This is a genomic window from Hymenobacter sp. PAMC 26628 (assembly GCF_001562275.1).
Classification (GTDB): Bacteria; Bacteroidota; Bacteroidia; order Cytophagales; family Hymenobacteraceae; genus Hymenobacter.
This window is the reverse complement of record NZ_CP014304.1, coordinates 3,665,478-3,681,816: the sequence shown is the minus strand read 5'-3', so window position 1 is coordinate 3,681,816 and position 16,339 is coordinate 3,665,478. Positions and strand designations below refer to the sequence as shown.

12 protein-coding genes are annotated in these 16,339 nt (G+C 62.1%); 4 read left to right on the top strand and 8 right to left on the bottom strand.

Annotated elements, in window-relative coordinates; genetic code table 11:
* Positions 1-164: 164 nt before the first annotated feature.
* Positions 165-1,337, bottom strand: coding sequence for a ribonuclease D (locus tag AXW84_RS16000; protein WP_162268271.1), 1,173 nt, complete (start codon positions 1,335-1,337; stop codon positions 165-167).
* A 229-nt stretch (positions 1,338-1,566) separates the two neighbouring features.
* Here AXW84_RS16000 and AXW84_RS15995 point away from each other — a divergent pair, with 229 nt between their 5' ends.
* Together AXW84_RS15995 and AXW84_RS15990 are read left to right on the top strand one after the other, a co-directional pair.
* Entirely contained in the window at positions 1,567-4,626 is a 3,060-nt protein-coding gene (locus AXW84_RS15995; protein WP_236943148.1) for a SusC/RagA family TonB-linked outer membrane protein, read from the top strand.
* Between the two features lie 21 nt (positions 4,627-4,647).
* On the top strand, positions 4,648-6,069 hold the full coding sequence (locus tag AXW84_RS15990; protein ID WP_068235374.1) for a RagB/SusD family nutrient uptake outer membrane protein: 1,422 nt from the start codon (positions 4,648-4,650) through the stop codon (positions 6,067-6,069).
* A gap of 76 nt (positions 6,070-6,145) precedes the next feature.
* Here AXW84_RS15990 and AXW84_RS15985 read toward each other — a convergent pair whose 3' ends face one another.
* Both AXW84_RS15985 and AXW84_RS15980 read right to left on the bottom strand, forming a co-directional pair.
* Positions 6,146-7,057 carry a prohibitin family protein gene (locus AXW84_RS15985; RefSeq protein WP_068235373.1) on the bottom strand — a complete coding sequence of 304 codons (912 nt, stop codon included), beginning with the start codon at positions 7,055-7,057 and terminating at the stop codon, positions 6,146-6,148.
* A 96-nt stretch (positions 7,058-7,153) separates the two neighbouring features.
* The gene (locus tag AXW84_RS15980) at positions 7,154-7,621 is read right to left on the bottom strand and encodes a hypothetical protein (protein ID WP_068235371.1); all 468 of its coding nucleotides are present in this window, start codon (positions 7,619-7,621) and stop codon (positions 7,154-7,156) included.
* Between the two features lie 118 nt (positions 7,622-7,739).
* On the opposite strand from AXW84_RS15980, the gene AXW84_RS15975 reads away from it, so the two are divergent.
* The gene (locus AXW84_RS15975; protein ID WP_068235369.1) at positions 7,740-7,979 is read left to right on the top strand and encodes a hypothetical protein; all 240 of its coding nucleotides are present in this window, start codon (positions 7,740-7,742) and stop codon (positions 7,977-7,979) included.
* A gap of 65 nt (positions 7,980-8,044) precedes the next feature.
* Here the strand turns inward: AXW84_RS15975 and AXW84_RS15970 are convergent, their stop codons facing one another.
* The 3 genes from AXW84_RS15970 to AXW84_RS15960 all read right to left on the bottom strand — a co-directional run bounded on the left by AXW84_RS15970 (position 8,045) and on the right by AXW84_RS15960 (position 10,596).
* Positions 8,045-8,353 (bottom strand): hypothetical protein, encoded by a 309-nt coding sequence (locus AXW84_RS15970; protein WP_068235365.1) that lies wholly within the window; start codon positions 8,351-8,353, stop codon positions 8,045-8,047.
* A 105-nt stretch (positions 8,354-8,458) separates the two neighbouring features.
* Positions 8,459-9,697 (bottom strand): S-adenosylmethionine:tRNA ribosyltransferase-isomerase, encoded by a 1,239-nt coding sequence (locus AXW84_RS15965; RefSeq protein ID WP_068235361.1) that lies wholly within the window; start codon positions 9,695-9,697, stop codon positions 8,459-8,461.
* Between the two features lie 176 nt (positions 9,698-9,873).
* Positions 9,874-10,596: a class I SAM-dependent methyltransferase gene (locus tag AXW84_RS15960; RefSeq protein ID WP_068235356.1), complete on the bottom strand. Its 723-nt coding sequence runs from the start codon at positions 10,594-10,596 to the stop codon at positions 9,874-9,876.
* Between the two features lie 287 nt (positions 10,597-10,883).
* On the opposite strand from AXW84_RS15960, the gene AXW84_RS25565 reads away from it, so the two are divergent.
* Positions 10,884-11,495, top strand: a complete 612-nt coding sequence (locus AXW84_RS25565) for a hypothetical protein (protein WP_068235354.1) — start codon at positions 10,884-10,886, stop codon at positions 11,493-11,495.
* Positions 11,496-11,570: 75 nt separating this feature from the next.
* Here AXW84_RS25565 and priA read toward each other — a convergent pair whose 3' ends face one another.
* Entirely contained in the window at positions 11,571-14,114 is a 2,544-nt protein-coding gene (gene priA, locus AXW84_RS15950) for a replication restart helicase PriA (RefSeq protein ID WP_068235351.1), read from the bottom strand.
* A gap of 130 nt (positions 14,115-14,244) precedes the next feature.
* Positions 14,245-16,275 carry a thioredoxin domain-containing protein gene (locus AXW84_RS15945; RefSeq protein WP_068235349.1) on the bottom strand — a complete coding sequence of 677 codons (2,031 nt, stop codon included), beginning with the start codon at positions 16,273-16,275 and terminating at the stop codon, positions 14,245-14,247.
* Between the last annotated feature and the right edge of the window lie 64 nt (positions 16,276-16,339).

Here is a 16,339-nt window from a genome sequence, read left to right as displayed (position 1 = left end):
ATATCCCCTTATCTGCAACTAAAAAGGCCACTCCTAAAGTGGCCTTTTTAGTTAGACTTTGGAATTGCAGTTAGCTTAAGCTAGGCCCTCAGACTTACCACACACCGGAAAGTAGAGGGCTATGAGAATCCACTCTTATCCGTTAAATCTGCTTAATCTGCGGTTCAGGCAAACGGAGCCGCAATCTGCTCGTAGTCTTCGCCATGTTTTTCGGCGGCGGCTTTTAGTAGCTGCTGCTGCCAGGGGCGGAGGGCCCCCGCGGCGCCCTGCTCCACAATGTCGGCGATGAGGCGGTTGCTGAGCACCATGTTGGCCATCACGGGGCCCTGGTCGGCGGCGAGGTGGGCCTTGAGGGCCAGCAGCAGGGTTTCACGGGCTTCGGCGCGGTTGGCAGCAGCCCCATTCAGGCGGCGGCGAAACGGAAACTTGCGCTGGTCGGGGGGCAGCGCGGCCTCGCCGGGCAGGTCGGTGGTGCCGATGGCTAGTAGCTGGTCGGCGTAGGGCGCGCGCTTCAGCTCGGGGTGCAGGCCGTTGGCGGCGCGCAGCTGGTTGGCGGTTTCGATGGGCTGGCGGGCCAGCTCGGCCAGCCGGTCGTTGCTGATGACGTGGTAAGGCGGGCGGTCGAGCTGCCGGGCCACGGTGTCGCGTAGCTTGTACAGTTCCCGGAAGATGGGCATTTCCTCGGGCGAAATCTTGAATTTGGTGGCGTTGCGGGCCCAGGGGCGGGGCTCGTCGCGGCCGTAGCGCACGGCTTCCAAGGCGTGGTTTTCCTCGGCGGCCCACTGGGCGCGGCCCATGTCGGCGAGGCGGGCAGCCAAGCGGTCGGTCAGCTCAAACAGGTAGAGCACGTCGTTGGCAGCGTACTCCTTCTGGGCCTCGGTGAGGGGCCGCTTCAGCCAGTTCGACTTCTGCTCGCCCTTGTCCACTTCAAAACCCAACTCGCTCTGGATGAGGCGGCCCAGGGAGATGTTATTGTCCTCGGCGGCCAGCAGGCTGAACTGCAGGCTGGTATCTACGATGGTGCGACAGTTGACGCCGAACACCTCGTCGAGCAGCAGAATGTCCGACTTGCAGGAGTGGAACACCTTGGCTACGGCCGGGTCGCGCAGCACGGCAAACAGCGGCTCTAGGCCGGCGGCCATGTCGGGCTCCAGTGGCAGCGGGTCGATGAGGTACACCTCCTGCCCGTCGAACACCTGGATGAGCGCTAGGTGCCGGCCGTAGCGGTAGCGCATGTCGTCAAACTCCAGGTCGATGCCAATGCGCGGCAGGGTGGCGAAGTGGGCGGCCGCAGCGGCAATGGCGTCGGCGGCAGTGAGGTAGTGGATTGTGGGCATGGCCGGCAAAAGTAGGGGCCCGGGGCCCCGTTGCCCGTCAAACGCCCAATAGATCATTCAGTGCAAATAATTCGCTAGTCTTCTTTAAGGTAAAAAAACCAGTGATAAGTGATTTTTTTGTTAATTTATAATAGATTTGGCCTTTGTAGCCAACACTGTTTAAGAGAAAATATTAATTTTTGGTAATACATCCCTCTCGTTTTACTTCTTCAACTTTAACCCCCGCCGCATGAAAATGAGAATCTTTACGCACTACCGGTTGCTACTGCTACTGATAAGTTGGCTCGCGGCCGCGCCTGCTTGGGCCCAGACCCAAGCTGTTAGCGGCCGGGTTTTGGGCTCGGACAGCGGGGCCCTACCCGGCGTAACCGTACTGGAGCAAGGCACCACCAACGGCGCCACCACCGGCGCCGACGGCACCTACCGCCTGAGCGTGGGGCCCCGCGCTTCGCTAGTGTTCAGCTCCGTGGGCTACGCCACCCAAACCATTGCCGTGGGCGGCCAATCTATCGTTAACGTAACGCTGCAAGCCAGCGCCACCGAGCTAAGCGAGGCCGTGGTAGTGGGCTACGGCACCCAAAACAAGGCCGACCTGACGGGTTCGGTGGTGCAGATTTCGGCTAAAGAAGTCGAAAACCAGCCCGTGACCAGCTTCGAGCAGTCCATTCAGGGCCGCGTACCGGGGGTAGTCATCAACCAGGGCAGCGGTAAGCTGGGGCAGGGCATCAACATTCAGGTGCGCGGTACCTCATCGGTGACGGCCTCCAGCCGTCCGCTGTATGTGATTGATGGGGTTCCCGTTACCTCCCAGGACCCGTCGCAAGCCGGTGACGAGCCCTTGAACCCGCTGGCTGACCTCAATCCCAACGATATTGAAAGCATCAGCATTTTGAAAGACGCTTCGGCCTCGGCCATCTACGGCTCGCGGGCCTCGAACGGGGTGGTGCTCATTACCACCAAGAAAGGCAAGCAGGGCCAAACGAAAGTCACTTTGGGCTACTACTATGGAACCAGTGCCCCCACCCGGCTGCGCCAGTTTTTAAACGCCGACCAGTATCGGACGCTGCTCAGCGAGTCGATGCGCAATGGATTGAACATCAGTCCTACCGACCCTAACGCTGATTATCCTACAATAGAGGCCGCTTTCGCTGGGGAGGGCGGTATCGACTACAAATCTACTTACGATACGCCCTGGGACCGTCTGGCGTTTCGTAACAACGGCAAGTACAAGCTTTTCGGAAGCGACGCGGCCAGTGTGTCTCAGTATGATTTCAGCGCGGCGGGCGGGGATGCTAAAACGCGGTTCTATATAAGCGGCACTTTTAACGACCAAAAAGGCATCATCATTGGCAACCGCTTCCGGCGGGGTAGCCTGCGCCTCAACCTCGACCACAGCGTAACCGAGAGCGTGCGCGTCGGCCTGAACGTGTCGTTGGCGCGAACCGTGAACGAGCGGGTGTCGGGCGATAATGCTTTTTCGAACCCATTGCAGCTCAACGCGCTTACGCCGTTGCAAACAGCCTACGACCCCACTACCGGTTTGCTCAACCCGGCAACTATCTACTACAACAACCTGATTGACCAATCGCTCGGCTCGAACCGGGCCGGCACTTACCGCTCGTTCAGTACGGCCTACGTCAATTGGACGCCGATAAAGGGCTTGACGCTGCGCTCAGAAATTGGCGGGGACTTCCTCAACCTCAACGAAGACTTGGTGCGCGGAGCCGGCACCCAGGACGGTGGGGCCTCGGGCTACGCCTACAACGCGCAAACCCAGACCGTCAACTACACCAATAACAATACGGCTACTTATGCTTTCGACCTCAGCGAAGACCATCATTTTGATGTGCTGGTGGGTGAATCGTACCAGAGGAATGACCAGAAGCTGACAGCGGCCGAGGGCCGGGGCTTTCCCACGACTGAGTTCACGCGCATCGCCAGCGCAGCCATCAAAACTGGTGGCAATACTTCGTTTGGCACCGGCTACTCGTTCCTGTCGTATTTCGCTCGTGTCAACTACAATTTCCGCGGCAAGTACTTGCTCTCGGGTAGTGTGCGGCGCGACGGCTCGTCGCGCTTCGGGATTAATAAACGCTACGGGAACTTTGGAGCCGGCTCGATTGGCTATTTACTGTCGGAAGAAAGCTTTTTAAAGGGCAGCACGGTAGTTAACTATTTGAAAGTGAGGGCCAGCTACGGCCTGACCGGTAACGCCGAAATCGGTAATTTCAATTCGCGGCGCTTCGTGTCGGCCCAGCCTTATGCCGACCAGTCGGGCATCGCGCCCGACGCCAACATCGGCAATCCGAACCTGAGCTGGGAAAATACCAAGCAGGTAGATTTAGGTCTGGAATTTGGTTTCCTGAACAACCGCATCTCGGGTGAGGTGGACGTGTACCAGAAAAACACGACCGGCTTGCTACTCAATCGCCAATTGCAGCTAACCAGCGGCTACACCACCATCACGGAGAACGTGGGGGCCCTGCGCAACAAGGGCCTAGAAATAGCCCTGAACGGGCGCATTTTGGATGGCAGCTTTAAATTGAGCGTGGGCGGCAACATATCGTTCAACCGCAACCTCATCACCGACCTGCCTACGCCCATCATCCCGACCGGCAACACAATCAGCCGGGTGCAGCAGGGCGAGCCGCTGGGCGTGTTTTATGCGAAGAAGTACGCCGGCGTGGACCCGACCAACGGCGACGCGCTTTATTATGCCGCCGATGGCACGACCACGAATAAATACGCGCTGGCTACCGTCCAAAAAGTAGGCGACCCGAACCCAAAATACACGGGCGGCGTGAACATCACCGCCAGCTTTAAAGGATTTGACCTGAGCGCCCTCGGTCAGTTTTCAGAGGGTGGCAGCATCTACAACGCGGCGGGCGTATACCAATCGGCCAACGCCGATTACCTCGATAACCAGACTACGGACCAACTCAACCGCTGGCAAAAAGCGGGCGACATTACCGAGGTGCCCCAGGCCCGCTACGGCGCAAGCAACGGCACTCAGACCTCGTCGCGCTGGGTTCAGGACGGCTCGTTCTTCCGCATCAAAAACGTTACGCTGGGCTACAACCTACCGGCCACCCTCGTGAAGCACGGCTACCTGCAAACCGTGCGCATCTACCTCACGGGCCAGAACCTGGCCACTTTCACTAAGTACACCGGCTACGATCCCGAGGTGAACACCTACGGCCTGGGTGCTGCCAACTACTTGTTGGGCCACGATTTTTACACCCCGCCGCTGAATAAGACTTATTTGCTGGGCGTGAATATTGGCTTTTAACTCTTTGTCTTCGCAATTAATATGAAAAGTAACTTTATTTGGCCGGCCTGTGTGCTGGCGCTGGGCCTGAGCTTATCGGCTTGCAAGGACGCGCTGGACATCAACCCGCAGCAAAGCATTGACGCTTCCACGGCCTATGGTACGTCGCAGAAAGTGGGCGCGGCAGTGGTGGGAATTTATGCCCGCCTCGACAATTCCAGTTTGTACGGCACGGACCTGGTACTGGTGCCCGAGCTGTTGGGCGGCAACGGCTATATCAACTGGGACGGGTCTTTCCAAAACTACCGGCAATTGCGGGCCCACACGCAAATATCGAACAACTCTAACGCGGAAAATATCTGGACGCAAGCATACGATGCCATCAACCAGTGCAACCTGATTTTGGCTAATTTGGCGGCCGTAACGGACGCGGGCCAAAAAAGCCAGTACGAAGGCGAGGCCTCGTTTATTCGGGGCTCGATGTATTTCGAGTTGGTGCGCCTCTACGCCCAGCAGTACAAGCCGGGCGGCGGCAACACCCAGGACGGCGTTCCTATCAACTTGGTGCCCGTGACGGCGGTGGAGCAGGCTGACGTTAAGCTCGCCCGAAGCACCGTTGAGGACGTGTACGCCCAGGCCATCAAAGACCTGCAAAACGCCGTGGCGAAGCTGCCAGCCCAGAACATTACCCGAGCCTCCAAGTATTCGGCCGAGGCCATGCTCTCCCGGGTATACTTGCAGCAGGGCAACTACCCGGCGGCCCGAACGGCGGCCAACGACGTAATCAATAACAGCGGGGCCAGCCTGATTGGCTCGGTAGCGGCGGTATTTGCCAACCGCAACAGCGCCGAAAGTCTGTTCGAGATTCAGCAGAACGACCAGAACAACGCCGGTACCAGTAACAGCGGTTTGGCCACCTTTTTTGCTGGATACAGCCCCAACGGCGACCAGGGCGTGCTCTACGGCCGGGGTGATGTGCGGGTGCTGCCCGGCTTTGCCAACTTGTACGGCTACGGCAGCGGCGACGTGCGGGGCACGGATTCGCTTTCAGCCATCACCACGAAAACGCTCATCTACCTTAGCGACGGCAACAACAAGGCGGGCCGGCTGCGCACGCTGAAATGGCGCACCTACGGCCAAAACATTCCCATCATTCGGCTGGCTGAAATGTACCTCACCCGGGCCGAGTGCGATGTCCGGGCCGGCAAGGCCGCTTCGGCGCTGGACGACGTAAACACCATCAGGGCGCGCTCGGGGGCCTCAATAAAGCCCGCCGTCACATTGGCTGACGTGTTGCTGGAGCGCCAGTTAGAGCTGGCGTTCGAAGGGTTTCGCGTTCATGATTTGAAGCGCACGGGCCAGGCAGTTGGCACTTTGCCGGCCGACAGTCCACTGCTGATACTCCCGATTCCGCAGCGTGAAATTAACAACAACACTAATTTGAAGCAAAACGCCGGGTACTAACCAACCTGTTCAACACAAAACAGGGCCCCCAACCGCAGTTGGGGGCCCTGTTTTGTTTAGGTGGCCGGCTGGCGGGCTACTTATCCCCGATGAGTAGCTGCGGCTGGGCCCCGCGGCCGCCGCCCATGATGATGACCTTGGCGTTGGGCGAGGTAGCAATGGCCTGGTTGGCCTTGATGTTCTCGTACTGTAGCAGCTTGTCGCTCAACTCGGTGTTCACGATGCGCTGGTAGTCGGCGATGCCCTGGGCTTCTACGCGCTTGCGCTCGGCTTCCTGCTTTTCCTTTTGCAGCACGAACTGCATTTTCTGGGCATCCTGCTCGGCCGAAATCTTGCTTTCGATGCTGGCTTTCACCGACTGCGGGAGCTGGATGTTGCGGATGAGAAGCTGGTCGAGCTGGAGGCCGTTGGTGCGGAAGTCCTTCTCGATGGCTGCCAAAATGCGGGCCTGGAACTCCTCGCGCCGCGTAGAGTACAGCGCCACGGCGTCGTAGTACACGGCGTTGTCGCGGATGCGGGTGCGCGAAATGGCCCGCACAATTTTGTCCTGGTAGTCCTCGCCGATGGTGGCCAGGATTTTAGGGGCCTGGGCCGGTACCACGTGGTAGAGCACGGTGAGGTCGATGACCACTTCCAGCCCGTCGGCCGACAGCACCCGGATGGCGTCGTCGCCGGCCTGCTGGCCCTCGTTGCGCACCGCCGACATGGTGTAGTTCTGGGTGCGGGTGTCGAAGCGCGTCACGTCCACGAGCGGGTTCACCAAGCTCAGGCCGGGCTGGAGCACGCGCTGCTGCACCTGCCCAAACAGCGTTTGCACGCCCACCTGGCCCACGCCCACCTGCACCAGCGTGCTAAAGGAAGCACCTAGAATGAGCAGCGCGCTGCCCAGGAAGATGAGGCCGCCACGCAGCCGCTCCACGCGCTCCGAGAAGCGGCTGGCGTTGAGCCCCACCATCAAAATAAAGAAACCAATTATGACCAAGAACATGGGTTGGGTAGAGAAATTTGAGGGCCCACCGGCGCGCGGGCAATCGAAAGCGTCCGGGCCGGAAGCCGTTAGTTTTTAACAATTAATACCCACAATTCATTCGTCGTCTGCGTCGGCCTCAAAGTCGAGGTTGCGGGCCAGGTCCATGCCTTCGCGGGCAATTTCGGCGAGCAAGTGGGGCGTATCGGCGTCGAGGGTACGGCCGAAGAGGTTGAGCAATTCTTCGCCCTGCTCGTTCACGTACAGGTTGTCGTAGAGCTGGTCGAACAGCTGGGCTTCGCGGCCGATGATGCGGTCAATGTCCTGGGGCGAGCGGCTCTGCTCCAGGGCCCGGTGCAGCACGGCCAGGGCCCGGCGGCTCTCCTCGTGGTCGCCGAGGTCGGCCAGCAGCTTCAGCAAACTCATGGCCAGGCCCAGGCGCAGCTGCTCGAAGCGAAACGGCTGGTCGGGCGGCGCGGCGGCCCGGAACTGTTCGTGAGCCCCGCGGGCGGTGGGGGTGAGGTACTGGGCGGCTTCGGCCGGGGCGGCGAAGGCGAGGTGTAGGAGTTGTTCGTAGGGCGACATGGGGATGGAAAACACGGCCCGGGACCGTGGGCAAACGAAGGCAGGCGCGCTACCTTCGCGCCGAAAGTTACGAGGCGAACGGGCCCCGGCTTTCCACCTTCACCTTTCCCGTATTGCTATGACGCACAAGAAAAAGTGGTTGCTGTTTGCGCCCGCCGGGCTGGTGGCCATTGGGGCCGGGGCCAGCATGGTGCACTGGGCCGGGGCCCTGAAAGACCGCCGGGTGCCCGCCCCGCAGTGGGTAGCCGCCGGTACCGCGGCCCTGGTCGTGCTGAACGCCGGCGTTAGCTTGGTCGGCCGCAGCGTGGTCGAAAAAGTGCTGCACGAAGTGCGAGAGAAGCCCGCCCCGGGCGCGTAGGGCCCACGACTTTACAAAAAAAGCCCCGGATTGCTCCGGGGCTTTCTGTTAACCAAGCGGCCGAGCTATTCGCTCTTCTCCTCCATCTTAGCCGTGCTCTTTTTGAGTTTACGGCTGGCTTTCAGGCTGGCGCTTTCGGTCTTGCTGCCGGCTTTTTTGGCACCATGCTTTACTGCTTTGGCACCTTTTTTAACGAGGTTGCCGGCGGCATCGGTCGTGTTTTCGAGGGCTTGGCCTACGTTGGTTTTACCGGTCTTGGTCACCACTTTCTTGGTGCCATTGTCCCGGGTTTTTACTTCGGTGGTAGGCGTGGTTTGGGCAAAAGCAGCGGTCGTGAAAGCGAGGCTGGCGAGCAAAAGAAGTGCTTTTTTCATGGCTGGGAGTATAAAAATTGTGATGGGGCTTTGTACGACCCCGCTAGGCAAAGGTTATTGGCAAGGAGCGTGCCAGTACAATAAATCCGGCTTAAAAGTCCGTTTTTATCCCGGCAGTAGCAGCGAGCTGTCGCCGTAGCTCAGAAACCGGTAGCCGTGGGCCAGGGCGTGGTTGTACACGGCGCGCCAGCCGGGGCCCAATAGGGCCGCCACCAGCAGGAGCAAGGTGCTTTCGGGCTGGTGGAAATTGGTGATGAGCCCCTGCACCAGCCGGAAGCGGTAGCCGGGCCCGATGAGCAGCCGGGTGCTGGCCTGGAGCGTGTCGGTACCGCTGGCTTCGAGGTGGCGCAACAGGGCCCCCAAGGCCTCTTCGGCGGAGACGTCGGCGGCGTTTTCGTACGGCTGCCACTGGCCCACGGCCAGCTCGGGGCCCACCGGGGCCCCCGCGGCCAGCGCGGCGCCCAGCCAGTACAGGCTTTCGAGGGTGCGCAGGCTGGTGGTGCCCACGGCGATGACCGGCCGCGGCCGGTGGGCCAGCAGCTGGCGCAGCAGCGCAGCCGTCACCAGCAGCGGCTCGGTGTGCATGGGGTGCTCGGCCATGCGGGCGGCCTTCACGGGCTGGAAGGTGCCGGCCCCCACGTGCAGCGTGACGTGCGCTGTGGCAAAGCCTTGGGCGCGCAGCTCAGCCAGCAACTCGGGCGTGAAGTGCAGGCCGGCGGTGGGAGCGGCCACGGCGCCTTCGTGGGCGGCGTACACGGTTTGGTAGCGTACGGCATCGGCGGCGGTGTCGGGGCGGCCCAGGTAAGGCGGCAGCGGCAGGTGGCCAGCGCCTTGCAGCACCTCGGCAAAGGTGAGGGCCCCGGGTGCCCAGTAGAAGTCGATGAGGACGGTGCCGCCGGCCTCGCGGGCTTGGCGGATGGCCCACAGGGTGGCGGGCTGGCCGTCGGGGGTGGTGAATTCGACGGCCACGGGGCCCTCTTTCCAACGGCGGCCGTTGCCCACCAGGCAGCGCCAGGTGCAGGCTTCGGCCTGGGCCAGGGCGGGCTCCAGGGCCCGGTGCGGGGCCACGGGCTCCAGGCAGAACAACTCTACCGCCCCACCGGTGGGGCGGTGGGCCAGCAGCCGGGCCCGCACCACCTTGGTGTCGTTGAACACCAGCAGGGCCCCGGCGGGCAGTTCGGCGGGCAAGTCGCGGAAGGTGCGGTCCTGGATAACGCCGCCCCGGCTCACCAGCAAGCGGCTGGCGGCGCGGTCGGGCAGGGGCTCCGGGGCAATGCGCCCGGGCGGCAAATCGTAAACAAAATCTTGGATTGCGAGCTGGCGCGGGTCCGTTGGCGGGTTCATGGGCCCAAAGGTCGGGCGTTTTGGGGAAGCGGGAAGTGAGAGGCGGGGAATAGTGGTCGGTTTTTCGCCAGCGGCCCAGCACTTGTTGCGGTGAAACAATGGCAGCTAGGGCCCCTGAGAACAAGCCCAACGATGCAACAACTGCCGGGCCACCGCCCCCCACAATCCAATCCTCGCTACTTGGGCCGGCGGAATAGTAGCAGGTGCTGCTGGGGCAGGGTTTCGATGGTGCCGGCAAACTCTAGGCCCACGGCCGCCATTTCCTTGCGGGCCTGGGCTACGTCCATCTTGTGGATGCGCTTGATGGGCACGTTGGGATCTTCGGCACGGTACTCGACCAGGGCCAGGCGGCCGGTGCTGGGGCGCAGGGCCTGCCGGATGGCCCGGCCCATCTCGCGCGGGTAGTCGAATTCGTGGTAGGCGTCCACGATCAGCACTAGGTCCACGGCGCCGGCGGGCAGGTTGGGGTTGCTGGCCGTGCCCAACACGGGGCGCACGTTGGCTAGGTGGTTTTTGGCCTTGTTGGCGGTCAGCTCGGCAATCATCTCGGGCTGAATGTCGACGGCCAACACCTGCCCTTTGGGCACTAACCGGGCCATCCGAAACGAGAAGTAACCCGTGCCGGCCCCAATGTCGGCCACCACATCGGTAGGCTTCAGCTTTAGCTCTTTGAGTAGCAAGTCCGTGCCTTCTTCCTGGCTGCGGTCGCCACGCTCCAGCCAGTCGGCGCCTTCGTGGCCCATTACGTGGGCAATTTGGCGGCCCATGTAGTACTTGCCGATGCCGTTAGGGTCGCGGGGCGGGGCCAGCTCGTAGCCGCTGGTATCGGGCAACGGCGTGGCGGGGGCGGAGGCCACCAAGGGTTCCACGCGGCCAGTAGTGGCGGTTTCGGTAGGCATCTGAGCACAAGCAGCCAAGAGGGCCACCACGGCCGGGCAAAGCAACCAAATTACAGAATATTTACGCATAAGAAGAAGCAGCTATTCGCGCCGGGTTTAACAGTAAACTGGGCCGTCCCGTTCAGCGCATGGGGCCAATGCCGGGGTAAAGTAGGCAAAAACGGGGCCCGGCCCGGCGGCGCCCCAGGGCCCCCGGCGTTAAAAAACCGTGTACGAAAACCAACAGCGAATACTTTTGCGCGTAGAACGCCGTAATCCGGTTTTCATTTTACCCTTATCCACACCCCATGAAAAAATTCTCTTCTCCCTTCGCTCGCTTGCTGGCCGTGGCCGGCTGCGCCCTCGCCCTGGGCAGCTGCAACCGCTCCGAGTACGCCATGCTCCCCAAAACGTCGACCTACTACGGCAAGGCTGCGCACCGCCAAGTAGCCGCCGCGCCAGCTGCTAGCGAGCAGCCCGTTGCCGCAGCTGCCGCGCCAGTAGCGACCCCGGCCCCGGCTGTGGAGGCCGCCGCCCCCGTAGCCGCCGTGGTTCCCGCCGCGCCCCGGGCCGTAGCGCCCCAGGACCTGGCTGCGCCGTCGGCAGCTGCGGCCACCGCCGTAGTAGCCACTCCCAAGCCCACGCTGGTGCAGCGCTTTGTGGCCAAAAAGATGATGAAGAACGTGACTAAGGGCATGGACAAAATGATGGCCAAAGTGCAGGGCAAGCAGGCCACGGCCAACACGGCCCGCCTCGACGGCAACCTGCGCACGGGCATCATCGCCCTGCTCATTGCCGTGATTGCCTCGCTGTTCAGCGGCATTAGCGGTGGGGTGGGTACCATCTTCGGCGTCATCGCCATTGTGGCGGCCATCATCGGCCTTATTTTCCTGGTGCTGTGGCTGCTGGATAACATCTAGCCGAAGCAAGCTCACAAGCAAAAGGGGGCCCTGGCTACGTAGCCAGGGCCCCCTTTTGCTTGTGTTGCTGGGGCCCTACATCGGGTCCACGTCGGCCACCAGGCGGGCTTGCTTGAATTCCTTTTGGTCGCGTACTACGTCCATTGCCTCGCCAATTTGCTCCTTGGCGTGCCGAAGGACAGTATGGGCCCGCTCCAGCTTGATGGTGATTTCCTGCAAGAAGAAGTTGCGGATGCGGAAAATGTAAGGCGCCTCGGGGCCCAGCACGGCGCCCGCGCCCAGGCGCGCCACCAGCTCTTGCGCGAGCAAAATGGCCGCTTTTTCGCCCACGCCCTGCTCCACGTGCTTCACCGTCATTTTGATGATGCGGGTGAAGGGCGGGTAGCCGTGCTCGTGGCGCTGGGTGATTTCGTAGTTGTAAAACTCCTCGTAGTCGTTGCGCATCACCTTGTCGAAGATGACCTGCGTGGGGTCGGCGGTCTGAATCAGCACCTTGCCTTTTTTGCCCTTGCGCCCGGCCCGGCCGCTCACCTGCACAAACATTTGGTAGGCCCGCTCGTGGGCCCGGAAGTCGGGGTAATGGATGATGCTGTCGGCGTTGATAATGCCCACCAGGCTCACGTTGGCAAAATCGAGGCCCTTGGTCACCATCTGGGTGCCCACCAGCACGTTGGTGTTTTGCTTCTCGAAGTCGGAAATAATTTGCTGGTACGAGTTTTTGGCGCGGGTCGTGTCCAGGTCCATACGCTGCACGTTGGCCTGGGGCAGCATAATTTTCAGGTCGTCCTCAATCTTTTCGGTGCCGAAGCCCACCGTTTTCACAGCCCGCGAGCCGCAGGCGGGGCACTTAACCACCATGCTTTCGTGGTAGCCGCAGTAGTGGCAGCGCAGCTCGTGGCTGTGCTTGTGGTAGCTCAGGCTCACGGCGCAGTTCGCGCACTTCGGAATCCAGCCGCAGTCGTCGCAGGCCACCACCGGGGCGTAGCCGCGCCGGTTCTGGAACAGGATGACCTGCTCCTGGGCCCCCAGCTTGCGCTCGATTTCGCCCAGCAAGTCGGCCGTGAAATGGTTGTGCATCGTCTTCTGCTCGCGGGCCTTGCGGGTGTCCACCAGCTCCACGTCGGGCATGCCGGCCTCGCCGAAGCGCTTGCTGAGCGTGACGAGCCCGTAGCGGCCCTGGCGCGCCTGGTAGTAGGTTTCAACGGCCGGCGTGGCCGAGCCCAGCAGCACCTTAGCGCCCTGGAAGCTGCCCATCATCAGGGCCACTTCGCGGGCGTTGTAGCGCGGGGCGGGATCGTACTGCTTGTAGCTCGACTCGTGCTCCTCGTCCACGATGATGAGCGAGAGGTTGTCGAAGGGCAGAAACACCGCCGAGCGCACGCCCACCACCACCTGGAAGCGCCCGCCGAGCACGCCGTTCCACACCTCCACCCGCTCATTATCCGAGAATTTGGAGTGGTACACGCCCAGCCGGGCCCCGAATACGCGCAGCAGCCGGGTCACAATCTGGGCCGTGAGGGCAATTTCAGGCAGCAGGTACAGCACCTGCCCGCCGCCGGCCAGCGCTTGCTGAATCAGGTCGATGTAAATCTCGGTCTTGCCCGAGCCCGTTACGCCGTGCAGCAAGGCAATGTCGCGGGCCCCAAAGTGCAGCATAATCTCGTCGCGCGCCGCGAGCTGGGCCGCGGTGAGGTCGAAATTGGGCTGGGTGGCCGCGCCGTCGTCCATCGGGAAGCGCGACACAATCTGGTCGAACTGCTCCAGCACGCCGTTTTTAATCAGCGTGTTCACCGCCGAAGCCGACAGGCGCGGGCTGCTGGTAAGGGCCGCTTTTTCGAGGCCCGCGTGGTTGGCGTGTTCGTTCTGCACTACGGGCACGCGCTGCAAGTAGTGCAGCAGCGCGTCAAGCTGCTTGGGCTTGCTGCCCAGCACGTTGAACAGCTCCTCCAGGGCCCCGGCGCTCACGTAGCGATGGGCTAGGCGCACCTTTTTTAGTACCTTGGGCGCGTACTTGTCGGCAGTGTGCTCGAAGAGGAAAATCACGTCCTTCTGCATCAAGGACTTGATAACCTTGTGGAACGAGGCGATGCCCAGCAGGTCGCCCACTTCGGTAAAGGTCAGGGCCTTGCCGTCGCTCACCGTGCCCAGCGCGTCGATGATGATTTCCTCCTGGGCCGTGAGCGGGTACTCGTTTTCCTCGCGCGAGAACCCGGGGTGCAACTGGATGCGCGACTCCGAGCTGAGCTTGAGCGCGGCCGGCAGCGCGGCGTTAATCACCTCGCCCAGCGTGCAGAGGTAATAGTCCGCCATCCAGCGGAATAACTTCAGCTGCGGCTGGGTGACGACGGGCGCGTCGTCAATAAATTCGAGGATGTACTTGGCCTGGTAGTTGGCCGGCGGCGTCTCGTGCACGGCCGCCACGATGCAGCTCAGCGTCTTTTTGGCTCCAAACTGCACGATGACGCGCCCGCCAATCACCACGTTGTCATTCAGCTCGAACGGCACGCGGTAGGTGTAGAGCCGGGGCAGCGGCAGGGGTAAAATCACGTCCACGAACAGCGTCACCCGATCGGGGGTGCTGGCCGGGGTAGGCGAAACAAAATCAAGCGCTAAGGTCAAAACGGCGGCAGGGCAGGGGAGGGCCCGGAAAGTGGTGGTGTAAGTAATTGTCGCTCCGAGCGTCGCGAAAAATCGACGGCCCGCGTTCCAGCGCGCCGCTCAACGTTTCCGCAGTGCCAGAAGTAACAGCTTACCCTAAAGATAGTGCCGCTTGGGCGTCGGCCACGGTTTGTACCGGCGCCTGGCAAGCGTAGTTGCGGCACACGTACACGTCGGTGTGGCCGGGCCGCGCCGGGCGGTGCTGGAGCAGCGGCAGCTTGCCCATCTTGGGGCCCCCAGCCAGCACCGTGTCGAACAGAAACTGCTGGTTCAGCTCGGCGCGGAAGGTATCGGCCCGGTGGCCCACGATGGCAATTTCAGGCCCCGGGTGCAGCAGTGCGGCGTACAGCGACGCCCAGTTGGCGAGGTGCTGGGGCTCCTTGGCCACCAATTCGCGCACCTGGGCCAGCATGGCGGCGGCCAGGTCCACGTAGTCGGCCCGGTCGAGGTGGCGGCCCAGGCGGCGCAGGTTGTGCGCCATCACCGAGTTGGAGGCCGGAATCACGTTATCGAATAGCTCTTTCTTGCGAACAATAAGTGGCTCGGCACTGCTATCGGTGTAGAAAAACTGCGTTTCGGTGGGGTCAAAAAACTGGTCCAGCACGTACTGCATAAGGGTTTCGGCCGTGCGCAACCATTGCTCATTAAACGTCACCTCGTACAGGTTGACGTAGGCCTGAATCACCAGCGCGTAGTCTTCTAGAAAGCCGTCGATGTGCGCCGTGCCGGCCTTAAACGTGCGCCACAACTGGGGCCCCCGGCGCAGGTTTTGCTCAATGAAAGCTGCGTTGCGCTCGGCCATGGCCAGAAACTCGGGCTCGCCAAACGCCCGGTAGGCATCGGTGAGGCCTTGCAGCATGAGGGCGTTCCAGCCGGTGAGGATTTTGTCGTCGAGGCCGGGGCGCACCCGCCCGGCGCGCACGGCCATTATTTTCTGCTTCCAGCCGGCCACTGCTTCGGCCAGGGCCCCGGGCGTGAGGTGGTGATGAATGGCAAAGTCAGCGTCAGACTCGCGGCGGTGCAGGATGTTGCGGCCGTGCTCCCAATTGCCCGCCGCGGTGCAGTTATAGTAGTCGGAAAACAACGGCTCTTCGGGGCCCAAAATTGCGCGCAGCTCGTCTTTGGTGAAGACGTAAAACTTGCCCTCTTCGCCCTCGCTGTCGGCATCGAGCGACGAGAAAAAGCCACCGTCTTCGCTCGTCAGCTCCAGGCGCACAAACTCCACGGTGTCGTACACCACGCCGCGAAACAGCGGCTCGCCGGTCAACTGGAAGGCTTCGCTGTAGAGACTCACCAGCTGGCCGTTGTCGTACAGCATCTTCTCGAAGTGCGGGGCCAGCCACTCGCCGTCCACCGAGTAGCGGGCGAAGCCGCCGTGGGCTTGGTCGTAAATGCCGCCCCAGGCCATTTCGCGCAGCGTGAGCACAGCTTGCTTAAGCGCCTCCGTGCTGCCCATGGCGGCGTGGGCCCGCAGCAAAAACCGCCAGATGCTGGGCATTGGGAACTTTGGGGCCCGGTCGGTGCCGCCCCGCTCGCGGTCAAATTTCAGCCCGAGGTTGTACAGCAGCAGCTTGAACTCGTCGGCCGACACGCCACCGCCCACCGTGGCGCCGTATTTCTCCAGCTCGCTGGCCCCGATGGCGGCCACAAACCGGGCGGCCGATTGCTCCAGCTCGTCGCGGTGCGCGCCGGCGTAGGCCTCGCCGATGTTGGCGAGCAACTGCGTCCAGCTGGCCCGGGGGAAGTACGTACCGCCGTAGAACGGCTTGGCGTCGGCCGTCAGGAACACGTTCAGCGGCCAGCCGCCCTGCACGCCCATGGCGTGGAGCGCGTCCATGTACACCTGGTCCACGTCGGGCCGCTCCTCGCGGTCCACCTTTATGCACACAAAATGTGTGTTCATCACCGCCGCCACCGCCTCGTGCTCAAACGATTCACCCTCCATTACGTGGCACCAGTGGCAGGCCGCGTAGCCAATGCTCACCAGGATGGGCTTCTGCTCGGCCAGGGCGCGGGCCAGCGCCTCGGGGCCCCACGGGTACCAGTCCACGGGGTTGTAGGCGTGCTGGAGCAGATAAGGGCTGGTTTCGTGGGCCAGACGGTTAGGGGCGTGTTCGGGCATGGGCAGGGCAAAACTAGCACGGCGGTTAAACAACAAACCCGGCTAACAAGGCCGGGTTTGAATA